The organism is Yersinia pekkanenii (assembly GCF_001152565.1).
Lineage (GTDB): Bacteria > Pseudomonadota > Gammaproteobacteria > Enterobacterales > Enterobacteriaceae > Yersinia > Yersinia pekkanenii.
On record NZ_CQAZ01000066.1, the window covers coordinates 1 to 12,266 of the forward strand.

Here is a 12,266-nt window from a genome sequence, read left to right on the forward strand (position 1 = left end):
ACTCACCCGAATCACTGACTTGAGTCAGCTCATCGGGATTTGCTCGTTTGCTGCCTTGCTATAGCGCCAATGACGTTGAGGACTTTCCTTTGTTCTTGGTGCTATAGCTGTGTTAGCGGCATTTGCCAGCTAATATTATCAGGGCGCTTGATGCGCCCTGATAATTATAATGTTTTCAGCATGGTTACTTCGCAGTCTACATGGCCGGTATTTCCCATCGGGCCATTGATGTGCTCAAAACCTAATTTTTCGTATAAGCCTACGGCACTGGTCAGGCTGGCAGTGGTTTCCAGATAGCAGCGGCCAAAGCCCTGCTGACGAGCAAACGCCAACGCCTGCAACGCCAATTGCTTGGCCAAACCTTTACCGCGCAATATTGGCAGGAAATACATTTTCTGCAATTCACAAAGATCTGCTTCACCGCCAGATAGCGGTGCTACGCCGCCGCCACCCGCGATATTACCGTCCACCTCAACCACCCAGTAAGCACTGTGTGGCTGGCTATATAATTCATATAAGTGATCCAGGTTAGGATCAGACACGGTATAGCCTTTATCTGCGGTTAGACCGAACTCAGCCGAAACTTCACGGATAACATTGGCAATAGCGAGATTATCTGCGGCGAGGATGGGGCGTACCCGCAGGCAGATCGGTGTGGCAGTGGTCATGGCGTAGCACTCTATAAATCGATTGGTAATATCTTAGTAATAATCTGTAATAACATCTATACCCGTCATACTTCAAGCTGTATGTGCGTTGGTTGCACTCAATAACCCGAATCACTTGACTGCGTAAGCTCATCGGTATTTATGCTAGCCGCCTCCCTACAACTCGAATTATTTAGGGTATGACACTGAATTAATGCAATGGTAAAAAAACTGGGGGCCAAATTATTATGGCCCCCAGTGAGTGCTTACTTCATGTCAGATTGAGTTACAGTGCAGCGATTACTGCCTGCTGTTCAATTAACTTCTGCCTGGCTTCAGCACAAGCTGCCATTCTTTCACGCTCTTTGGCTACCACGGCTTGTGGCGCGCGCGCCACAAAACCTTCGTTGCTCAACTTGCCTTCGATTCGCTCAATTTCAGCTTCCAGCTTCGCCACTTCTTTTGCCAGGCGATCCAGTTCGGTAGCTTTGTCAATCAGACCAGCCATCGGGATCAGTACTTCAGCACCTTCAACCAGTTTGGTCACTGATACTGGGCCTTTATCACCATCAGCTAACAACGTGAGAGAAGACAAACGGGCCAACGACTGGATGAAACTCTGGTTTTCCAGTACGCGGCGCTGAGCTTCAGCACTGGCACCACGCAGCATCACGTCCAGCGGTTTACCTGGCGCGATGTTCATTTCAGCGCGGATATTACGCACCGCAATGATAGCTTGTTTGATCCATTCCAAATCACTCAGGGCCTTTTCATCGACCTGGCTGGCATCATATTCAGGGAAAGGCTGCAACATAATGGTATCAGCAGTAATGCCTTTCAGGGTTTTCACCCGCTGCCAGATGGTTTCAGTGATGTAAGGCATGATCGGGTGCGACAAACGCAGCAATGCTTCCAGTACCTCAATCAAGGTATGGCGGGTGCCGCGCAATTCAGCTTCTGAACCACTGTTCATTACCGGTTTGGCCAGCTCGAGATACCAATCACAGAACTGGTTCCAGGTGAACTCATACAGAATACCCGCGGCCAGATCGAAGCGGTAAGTGTCCATCGCTTCGCGGTAGGCTTTGATGGTCTGGTTGAATTCAGCCAGGATCCAACGGTCAGCCAGTGACAGCACCATGTCGCCGCCATTCTGACCACAATCTTGCCCTTCGGTGTTCATCAGCACAAAGCGGCTGGCGTTCCACAGTTTATTACAGAAGTTGCGATAACCTTCCAGGCGCTTCATATCCCAGTTGATATCACGGCCAGTTGAGGCCAATGCTGCCAGCGTAAAGCGCAGGGCATCGGTACCGTGCGGCTCAATACCATTCGGGAACTGTTTCTCGGTGCGCTTGCGGATTTTCTCTGCCAGTTGTGGCTGCATCATGTTACCGGTACGTTTTTCCAGCAACGCTTCCAGCGAGATACCGTCAACCATATCCAGTGGATCGATAACGTTACCTTTCGACTTGGACATTTTCTGCCCTTCGTCATCACGGATAAGGCCGGTCATGTAGACGGTTTTAAACGGCACCTGCGGCTTACCATTTTCATCTTTCATAAAGTGCATGGTCAGCATGATCATGCGGGCAATCCAGAAGAAAATAATATCGAAGCCACTGACCACAACACTGGTCGGATGGAAGGTTTTCAGCGCCTCGGTTTGCTCAGGCCAGCCCAGTGTGGAGAATGTCCACAGACCGGATGAGAACCAGGTATCCAGCACGTCTTCGTCCTGACGCAAAGCCACATCTGCGCCCAGATTATTTTCGCGGCGCACTTCGGCTTCATCGCGGCCAACATATACTTTACCTTGCTCGTCATACCAGGCCGGGATACGGTGGCCCCACCACAGTTGACGGGAGATGCACCAATCCTGAATGTCGCGCATCCACGAGTAATACATGTTTTCGTATTGCTTAGGCACAAACTGAATTTCACCGTTTTCCACCGCCTCAATGGCCACTTTGGCCAGCGGTGCGGTGCGGACATACCATTGGTCGGTCAGCATTGGTTCGATAACCACGCCGCCACGGTCGCCATAAGGCACGGTCAGGTCGTGCGGTTTAACCTCTTCCAGTAAGCCGAGTTTATCGAACTCAGCCACTACCGCCTTACGGGCAGCAAAACGCTCCAGACCCTGGAACTGTTCTGGGATCGCGCCACTGCATGCATCGGTGGCTTCACCGTGGGTATCAAACACTTCAGCTTCAGCACGGATATCACCGTCGAAAGTCAGAATGTTAATCATAGGCAGGGAGTGGCGCTTACCGACTTCATAGTCATTAAAGTCGTGCGCTGGGGTTATTTTCACGCAACCGGTGCCTTTCTCTATATCGGCATGTTCGTCACCGAGGATCGGAATGCGGCGGCCAACCAGCGGCAAGATCACTTCTTTGCCGATCAGATCCTTATAACGCGGATCTTCCGGGTTTACTGCAACGCCGGTATCACCCAGCACGGTTTCCGGACGGGTGGTGGCGACCACCAGGTAATCTTTGCCTTCGGCCGTCTTGGCACCATCGGCCAGTGGGTAACGCAGATGCCACATCGAACCCTTGGACTCGCGGTTTTCTACTTCCAGATCAGAAATAGCGGTACGCAGCTTCGGATCCCAGTTCACCAGACGTTTGCCACGGTAAATCAGATCTTCTTTATGCAGGCGGACAAACACTTCCTTAACTGCGTTGGACAGGCCATCGTCCATGGTGAAACGTTCACGTTCCCAGTCCACGGAGTTACCCAGACGGCGCATCTGACGAGTAATGGTGCCACCTGACTCGTCTTTCCACTGCCAGATTTTGTCGATAAACGCTTCACGGCCGTAATCGTGGCGAGTTTTGCCTTCTTCTGCGGCAATCTTGCGCTCAACGACCATTTGGGTCGCGATACCTGCATGGTCAGTACCCGCCTGCCATAGGGTGTTTTTCCCCTGCATGCGTTGGTAGCGGATCAAGGTATCCATAATAGTTTGCTGGAAAGCATGGCCCATGTGCAGGCTGCCAGTCACGTTCGGCGGCGGGATCATGATGCAATAGCTTTCTTTGCTGGTATCGCCGTTTGGCTTGAAATAGCCCTGTTTTTCCCAGTGTTCATACAGCGGCTGCTCGATTTCTTGCGGGCTGTATGTCTTATCGAGGGACGGCTCAGTTTTGTCGATATTAGAAGGTGTGTTTTCCATTTTCTTTTTTAGTTCAATTAGTTGGCGGCGTTGCCGTGGTCAAGTGGAAGCCGACGCTGCGATAAGACTTATATCGGTCGCGCGCCAACTGTTTCAAATTTTCTTCGTAAGGGACGAAGTCTACCACTTCATGGAAAGCGGTGGCAAAACCTGCGAACTCAGGTAGCAGGCTAATTAGTAGGTCGCGGGGGGCATTACCACGCCGTTCTGGCCAGGCAAGCTCGACCGGCGCGCCATATTTTGGCCCTTCACCGGCCAGATTATGTGGCACAAATTGCTCTGGCGCGCGTTGCCACAGGGCTTCATCCAGCCGCTGGGCCTGTTCCTGGCTTTCACAAGCGATTAGCACCCGTTTGCCTGCCCGCCAACGAACAGCGGCAACCTCGCAGGCCAAGGCTTCATGAGCGCGCAGCTCACCAGCGGGCGTGTCGTGTTCGAGCAGGTAGAAGGTGGCGTTTTTCATAGGTTCTCTGCACCCTTGGTACGTGAAGCCACAGGGGTATTAGCTACGCTCACGCCCCCGAATCACTGACTTGTGTCAGCTCATCGGGATGAGCTCGCTGGCAGCCTACCTGCAACTCCAATGACTTTGGGTGTCTATCAAATGGAATATATCAGGCGATTAATCGTCGCCGTTTAGCCCTGCACGGTTAAGCAGGAACTGCGACAACAACGCGACCGGCCGGCCGGTCGCACCTTTGTTTTTACCTGAACGCCAGGCGGTACCTGCGATATCCAGATGCGCCCAGCTATATTTACGGGTAAAGCGCGACAGGAAGCAACCCGCAGTAATGGCCCCACCGGCCCGACCACCAATATTTGCCATATCAGCAAAATTGGAGTCCAGTTGCTCGGCGTACTCATCACCTAATGGCAAACGCCATGCGCGGTCCCCAGCTTGTTCGGACGCCCCAATCAGCTCGTGAGCCAATGGGTTATGGTTCGACATCAAACCGGTGATGTGATGACCCAATGCCACGACGCAAGCGCCGGTCAGTGTCGCGATATCAATCACCAGCTCAGGTTCGAAACGCTCAACGTATGTCAGTACATCGCACAACACTAGCCGGCCTTCAGCATCGGTATTCAACACTTCAACTGTCTGGCCGGACATGGTGGTCAGAATATCACCTGGACGATACGCGCGGCCACCCGGCATGTTTTCACAACCTGCCAACACACCAATTACGTTTAATGGCAATTGCAGTTCAGCGACGACACGCATTACACCATAGACGGTTGCAGCGCCGCACATGTCGTATTTCATCTCATCCATGCCTTCGGCAGGTTTAATGGAAATACCACCGGAGTCAAAGGTCAGCCCTTTGCCCACCAGCACAATTGGCTTAGCGTCAGGGTTCGGATTACCCTTATATTCTATCACTGACATCAATGATTCATTCTGCGAACCATGGCCAACAGCCAGATAAGAGTGCATGCCTAGCTCTTTCATCTGCTGCTCACCAATGACGCGAGTAATGATATTGGTGCTAAACGCATCGGCCAGTTGGCGCGCCTGAGAAGCCAGATAGGCAGCGTTACAGATGTTTGGTGGCATATTGCCCAAGTCTTTAGCGGCTTTGATACCGGATGCCACCGCCAAACCGTGCTGGATTGCGCGCTCCCCGCAGGTCAGTTCGCGGCGGGTTGGTACGTTGAACACCATTTTACGCAACGGGCGACGAGGCTCGGTTTTATTACTTTTAAGCTGATCGAAGGTGTAAAGCGTTTCTTTGGCTGTTTCTACCGCCTGACGCACTTTCCAGTAAGTATTGCGGCCTTTAACATGCAGTTCAGTTAGAAAGCAGACTGCTTCCATTGAACCGGTGTCATTAAGGGTATTGATGGTCTTCTGGATCACTTGCTTGTACTGGCGTTCATCAAGCTCACGCTCTTTGCCACAGCCAATTAACAAGATGCGCTCGGAGAGAATATTCGGCACATGGTGCAGTAACAGCGTCTGCCCGACTTTGCCTTCAAGTTCACCACGGCGCAATAAAGCGCTGATGTAGCCATCACTAATTTTGTCGAGTTGTTCGGCAATTGGAGATAGACGACGAGGTTCGAAAACGCCGACTACAATACAGGCACTGCGCTGTTTTTCCGGGCTGCCGCTCTTTACACTGAACTCCATGCACTCTCCTGAATCTTAAAGACAAAGGCGGGAGCTACCGCTAGAATGTAGCGCTCCGCAACGATCTCTCTCCGTTGTGTTAACGACGTGTGTTAACCTTAACGGCATAAGTTGTTTTGTTTTGGCGACTATAGGCATGTTCCTATAGGACACCTAAACGCTAGATGCTGTAATGCTATTTTAGCTGTGAAGGTTGCCATATGATGAGAATAAATGGCGGATTAACGATGAAACTATCGATTTTCCTGCAAAAAGACAAGTTTTCACAGGCGTATTAGCGTGATCATCATTAGATATCTAGTACGGGAAACACTTAAGAGCCAAATTGCGATTCTGTTCATCCTACTATTAATCTTCTTTAGTCAGAAGTTAGTACGGATATTAGGCGCTGCGGTTGATGGTGAAATCCCAACAAACTTGGTTTTATCCCTCTTAGGGCTTGGTGTGCCGGAAATGGCACAACTTATCCTGCCATTGAGCCTATTCCTTGGCCTGCTGATGACCTTAGGTAAATTGTACACGGATAGTGAAATCACCGTGATGCATGCCTGCGGCATGGGCAAAAAATCCCTGATTATGGCCGCTGTGATTCTGGCACTTGTTACTTCTGCGTTGGCAGCGGTTAATACTATCTGGCTAGGTCCTTGGTCTTCTAAACATCAAGATGAAGTCTTGAACGACGCCCGTGCGAACCCAAGCCTGGCTGCTTTGGCTGGTGGGCAGTTTAAATCTTCAAATGATGGCAATTCAGCCTTATTTATCGGTAATGTGACGGGCAAAGAGTTTAACCGTGTATTTTTGGCACAATTGCGGCCAAACGGTAATCAGCGCCCCTCTGTCGTCGTAGCAGACCGGGGTCATATGACCGAACGACCTGACGGTTCACAAGTGGTTATCCTGAACAAAGGTACCCGCTATGAAGGCACTGCGTTGTTACGCGACTTCCGTATTACCGATTTTGTCGACTACCAGGCAATTATTGGCCATCAAGAAGTGCAGCAAAATAGTAACGTGGCCGAGCAGATGAATATGGAACAATTATGGCGCTCGAATGAACCCGACGCCCGCGCTGAGTTTCACTGGCGTCTGACACTGATTGTGTCGGTTATCATTATGGCGTTATTAGTGGTGCCACTGAGCGTGGTCAACCCACGCCAAGGCAGAGTCCTTAGCATGTTGCCCGCGATGTTGCTGTATTTGATCTTCTTTCTGTTGCAGAGTTCCCTGCGTTCTAATGCAGGGAACGGCAAGCTTGACCCGCTAATCTGGATGTGGACGGTGAATGGGGCTTATCTAGCTATTGCGGTGATATTGAACCTGTGGGATGGCCTGCCGGCTCGTAAGTTACGTGCTCGATTGAGAGGTGCTGCCTGATGTTTGGTGTATTAGACCGTTATATTGGACGGACTATCCTCAATACCATCCTGATGACGTTATTAATGCTGGTGTCGCTGTCGGGTATCATCAAATTTGTCGATCAGTTGCGTAAAGTCGGGCAGGGTGACTATTCAGCGGTATCTGCTGGCATGTACACCTTGCTGAGCATCCCCAAAGACATTGAAGTTTTCTTCCCGATGGCGGCCCTGTTAGGGGCATTGCTGGGGTTGGGGGGGTTAGCCAGTCGCAGTGAGTTGGTGGTTATGCAGGCGTCAGGCTTTACCCGTATGCAAATCGCCGCGTCGGTAATGAAAACCGCCATCCCATTGGTGTTGTTGACCATGGCTATTGGCGAGTGGGTCGCACCACAAGGCGAGCAGATGGCACGTAACTTCCGTGCACAACAGATGTACGGTGGCTCGCTATTATCAACCCAGTCTGGTTTGTGGGCAAAAGACGGCTCTGACTTTATTTATATTCAACGGGTTTCCGGTGAGAAAGAGCTGACTGGCGTTAACATTTATCATTTTGATCAACAGGATCGCCTGCTTTCCGTACGTTATGCGGCGATTGCAACCTATGAAAAGGATAACAATGTTTGGCGTTTATCGCAGGTTGATGAATCTGATTTAAGTAATCCGAATCAGATTACCGGTTCGCAGACGCTGAGCGGTGAGTGGAAGACCAATCTGACACCCGAGAAGCTGGGTGTAGTGGCGATGGATCCGGATTCGCTCTCTTCAGTGGGTTATTCGATTACAGTAAATACCTACGGCAAAGTGGTCAGGACTCCAATCGCTACGAACTGAATATGTGGGGAAAGATATTTGCTCCCTTCTCTGTAGCGGTCATGATGTTGATGGCATTATCATTTATTTTTGGCCCATTACGCAGCGTACCCATGGGCGCTCGGGTGGTCACCGGCATTTTCTTTGGTTTTGTTTTTTACGTACTGGATCAGGTTTTCGGGCGACTCAGTTTGGTTTACAACATTCCGCCGGTACTTGGTGCGCTGTTACCGAGTATGCTTTTCCTTCTTATCAGTATTTATTTGCTGCTAAAACGGCGCTGATGGCGGTTTTTTCGACACTTAGACTAAACTCGATGGGATAACAGTTGCATACGGATCATTGGTAGGTATAATTCACCTCGTTCTCCGCATACTACTTCAGTGCCGAAGTGGCGAAATCGGTAGACGCAGTTGACTCAAAATCAACCGCCGCGAGGCATGCCGGTTCGATTCCGGCCTTCGGCACCATTAGTATGTAAAGAGACGTCTACGGACGTCTTTTTTTATGTCTAAAATCCAGTCACAGCAAGGCTTCACGTTATTTTGAGGTCTATTCACGTCTATTGCAATCAACCCCACTCAGGGGGCACAATCGGGGGCATATAACTTCGATTGGAAATTATGCCCCCAAAATGAAACTAAATGCCCGTCAAATCGAGACTGCAAAGCCAAAGGATAAAGCCTACAAGATGGCTGATGGTGGCGGTCTGTATCTGGAAGTATCCCCGCGTGGCTCTAAATACTGGCGCATGAAGTACCGCCGCCCCTCCGACAAGAAAGAGGATAGGCTGGCTTTTGGCGTATACCCCGCAGTTGGTCTAGCTGATGCCAGGGCGAAACGTGATGACGCTAAAAAGCAACTGGCACAGGGTATTGACCCAAAAGCCGAGCAAAAAGGGGCACAATCTGAATCGGAGGGGGCATTTTTATTTGAAACCATCGCTCGCCAGTGGCATGCGAGCATGCTTACGTGGAGTGAAGACCACAGCAAGCAAGTTTTGCGGGGGCTGGAACAATATATTTTCCCTGCAATTGGCGCATTAGATGCAAGAAAATTGAGAACCAGCCAGTTGTTGGCACCTATCAAGTTGGTTGATGCTGCTGGAAAGCATGATGTGGCGCAGCGATTACAGCAACGTGTAACGGCGATTATGCGTTTTGGGGTACAGAATGACGTTCTGGAATTTAACCCAGCTAGTGATATGGTTGGCGCGCTGAGTGTAACTAAAGCGACACATCACCCCGCATTGCCTCCAGCCAGAATAAACGAGTTCCTTGCCAGATTATCCAGCTACAAAGGCCGTAGAATCACTCGTCTAGCCGTAGAACTTACGCTCCTTACTTTTGTGCGTTCCAGTGAGATGCGCTTTGCTCGTTGGGCTGAGGTCGACTTTCAAAAGGACGTCTGGAATATTCCCGGCAAGCGCGAACCTATAGCGGGTGTGAAGCATTCAAGCCGCGGCATGAAAATGAAAACAGATCATACCGTCCCTCTAAGTAAACAAGCACTGCATGTACTGCTACAACTGCACAACCTCAGCGGCAAAGGTGAGGTTATCTTCCCCAGCGACCACGACCCCAAAAAAGTAATGAGTGAAAATACGGTAAATAATGCCCTCCGTGGTATGGGCTATGACACCAAAACAGAAGTGTGCGGGCATGGTTTCAGGACGATGGCGCGTGGCGCTCTTGGGGAGTCAAAGCTCTGGAGTGATGACGCAATAGAGCGACAGTTAAGCCATGTGGAGCGCAATAGCGTCAGGGCTGCCTACATACACACTTCTGAGCACATTGAAGAACGTCAGTTAATGCTCCAGTGGTGGGCTGATTATCTGGATGCCAGCAAGGTTGCGCATATCACCCCGTTTGATTTTGCGAAGCTGGTGGGTAAAAAATCGTGATGCTGGATGTAACTACAGTGGTAGACTATAGTAGACGTTAAGAGATAAGGCTATGTCTAGGCTGATCCCCGAAAACCCGTACACCTCTACGGGCTGGCATAGTCCCTAGTTTAATGAGGGTATGAGGTGGCGTATGGGGAAGGCGACAAAAAAAGAATTATCATGGTTCAATATGAAAAACTATGCGTTTTTGCATAACTTAACGTTAATAGATTTGATTAAAGAACTGGAGTGGAGAGATTATTTATTCCGCGATTTAGATGATGACTCGGATATTTTTGAGAATGAATACCAAATAAAATATAACAGGATTTTCAGTGGTGATCCTAATATTGAAATCCTCAACCAAGAAGAGCTAGAGAGCGCGGAGTTAGTTCGTTACATAAACGGTCAGGCTCCTTCTTTAAGAAATATATATGGGGAATTACCGAGACTTTCTTCAAGAGAGGGTGTGAGTCCAGTTACATTCACTGAACTATCCATGTACTCGTCTGCTGCTATTGAGCAGGGCTTTTTTAAAAGAGATGAAGAAAATACCTACATAAAATCTAATGCGCTGCTTGCAAGCGTTACTGGTAATATTGATGATTGCCTTAGTAATAGATTGCTAACTTCAATTGATTTGGATGATGCTACTGATGATGAAATTATCACCAGCATGACACACCTCCTCCCTTTATGGAGGGCGCAGCTCTCTCTTCCTGAAAAAGACCATGTGGCACAAAAAAGAATTGGTGTAAAAACCTTACAAAAACTAATTTCTAATAGGGTTCTTCCTATACTTGACCTGCTTCTTTGGGCCAAAGTATCCGGCAAGGAAATAACCAATCCTATGATATCGTTACTGGTTTTTGATGATGACCCTAAGGATACTCAAGCTATAAAGGAGTCCATAAAGCCATTTGCACTAGAGGCAATGGAAGATAAATATACTCGCCTACTTCGCCTATATCTTAATAAAGATAAAGAGCTAGGCTCGACAAAAATTTCAGAGCTAATGCGTAGAGATTTATAATGAGAAAAAATCTACGAATTTAGGTTTAATTAGAAATCGAGATTTTTTCATGAATGTATTTTCTAAAGAAAGAAAACGAAGAAATCTCGAAGTAAACTATTTTTTTAATTCCAGCTTATTATATTTTTTCTTCTGATTAAAGTATCTCCTGTCCACCAAGGTATATCACTGACCAGTACCGAAAACAGGAGTTATTATGTCTCAATCCCTTATCCGCCTATCAGAAGTCCAACGCCGAACTGGTTACAGTAAAGCGTGGATCTACCGCCTTATCAGCCAACAGCGTTTTCCCCAGTCCGTAAAAATCGGCACACGTTCTATTGCTTTTATCGAAAGTGAAATTGACGAGTGGATTAATCAGCGTATCGCTGAATCGCGCGGGGAGGCTGCATAATGCAAAAGAAAACCCGCACTGAGGCGGGCATTATCGGACAGGTTAGCGCCAACGATAATACCGCTGCTCATCATATTAAGCCACCGCCGAAGAAGCACCGCGCACGCTGCTACATGATGCGCACCGGCATTGAGGGCTGGACAGAAAACGATATTCTCAAATATGCGCGTTTATCATCTGGCCGTAATTATGCGACTGAACTTGAGCGCCTTCTCAATATTCGTCTAGAACGCATTGACGAGCGCAATCCTGATAATATTGGGAGTCACTTCCGTTATCGCTTGGCAAGCCGCCATGACGTTCTGCTCGTTATTCAGTTAGTTAATTACAACGCCTTATATAACGGCCACCAGCAATTAACCAAGAATGAAATTAGCGACATCTTATATTTATACCCGGACACACCGGCCGCCGCATAACGGAGCATAAAAATATGACTATTCAAAACATGGCAAATAGCCGTGACGGATACCCCTACGCCCAAAACATGGCGAACGGTATTAACGAAATTCGTCGTAACGTTATTTGTGGTGACTGGTCAGCCGTTAATAATCGCGTTTGCACATTAACGGATTTAGGCTTGCGTCATAACGGTCAGGGGCTGGTCTGGCTACGTTCTGGTGTGCCAGTCCGTGAAGCTGATAGCGATACTGGGTTCAGTGGTAAAGCGAAGGTATCCCATGAGTACCATGAGTCGCTATGTCCATCACGTCCAGCAGATAACAATGGTTTCATCCGTGGCGTTCACTCTCATAAAGTTGATGGTTATTGCCTGAATATCCTCACCAGCAGCCCGTCATGGATTGAGTACTGGCATCGGCGGG

9 protein-coding genes, 1 tRNA gene and 2 pseudogenes are annotated in these 12,266 nt (G+C 49.0%); 8 read left to right on the plus strand and 4 right to left on the minus strand.

Annotated features, from left to right (window positions below):
* Positions 1-164 precede the first annotated feature (164 nt).
* The 4 genes from AEP37_RS20880 to pepA all read right to left on the minus strand — a co-directional run bounded on the left by AEP37_RS20880 (position 165) and on the right by pepA (position 5,965).
* Positions 165-668 (minus strand): GNAT family N-acetyltransferase, encoded by a 504-nt coding sequence (locus AEP37_RS20880; protein ID WP_049615153.1) that lies wholly within the window; start codon positions 666-668, stop codon positions 165-167.
* Positions 669-933: 265 nt separating this feature from the next.
* Entirely contained in the window at positions 934-3,831 is a 2,898-nt protein-coding gene (locus tag AEP37_RS20885) for a valine--tRNA ligase (RefSeq protein WP_049615154.1), read from the minus strand.
* 13 nt (positions 3,832-3,844) lie between these two features.
* The gene (locus AEP37_RS20890) at positions 3,845-4,294 is read right to left on the minus strand and encodes a DNA polymerase III subunit chi (protein WP_049615155.1); all 450 of its coding nucleotides are present in this window, start codon (positions 4,292-4,294) and stop codon (positions 3,845-3,847) included.
* A gap of 159 nt (positions 4,295-4,453) precedes the next feature.
* Positions 4,454-5,965 (minus strand): leucyl aminopeptidase, encoded by a 1,512-nt coding sequence (gene pepA, locus AEP37_RS20895; protein ID WP_049615156.1) that lies wholly within the window; start codon positions 5,963-5,965, stop codon positions 4,454-4,456.
* Positions 5,966-6,244: 279 nt separating this feature from the next.
* Here pepA and lptF point away from each other — a divergent pair, with 279 nt between their 5' ends.
* The 8 genes and pseudogenes from lptF to AEP37_RS20935 form a co-directional block, all read left to right on the plus strand.
* Positions 6,245-7,339 carry an LPS export ABC transporter permease LptF gene (gene lptF / locus AEP37_RS20900; RefSeq protein WP_049615157.1) on the plus strand — a complete coding sequence of 365 codons (1,095 nt, stop codon included), beginning with the start codon at positions 6,245-6,247 and terminating at the stop codon, positions 7,337-7,339.
* Positions 7,339-8,414 (plus strand): annotated as a pseudogene (lptG, locus tag AEP37_RS20905) (LPS export ABC transporter permease LptG). Before lptF ends, lptG begins: the two are co-directional and overlap by 1 nt.
* A gap of 101 nt (positions 8,415-8,515) precedes the next feature.
* A tRNA-Leu gene (locus AEP37_RS20910) sits at positions 8,516-8,600 on the plus strand.
* 164 nt (positions 8,601-8,764) lie between these two features.
* Positions 8,765-10,033 (plus strand): tyrosine-type recombinase/integrase, encoded by a 1,269-nt coding sequence (locus AEP37_RS20915; RefSeq protein ID WP_049615158.1) that lies wholly within the window; start codon positions 8,765-8,767, stop codon positions 10,031-10,033.
* 133 nt (positions 10,034-10,166) lie between these two features.
* The gene (locus AEP37_RS20920) at positions 10,167-11,048 is read left to right on the plus strand and encodes a DUF6387 family protein (RefSeq protein WP_049615159.1); all 882 of its coding nucleotides are present in this window, start codon (positions 10,167-10,169) and stop codon (positions 11,046-11,048) included.
* Positions 11,049-11,244: 196 nt separating this feature from the next.
* Positions 11,245-11,442 carry a helix-turn-helix transcriptional regulator gene (locus tag AEP37_RS20925; RefSeq protein WP_049615160.1) on the plus strand — a complete coding sequence of 66 codons (198 nt, stop codon included), beginning with the start codon at positions 11,245-11,247 and terminating at the stop codon, positions 11,440-11,442.
* Complete coding sequence (locus tag AEP37_RS20930) at positions 11,442-11,861, plus strand: hypothetical protein (protein WP_049615161.1); 420 nt, start codon at positions 11,442-11,444, stop codon at positions 11,859-11,861. Before AEP37_RS20925 ends, AEP37_RS20930 begins: the two co-directional genes overlap by 1 nt.
* A 14-nt stretch (positions 11,862-11,875) precedes the next feature.
* Positions 11,876-12,266: pseudogene (locus AEP37_RS20935) on the plus strand (hypothetical protein); the annotation flags it as partial.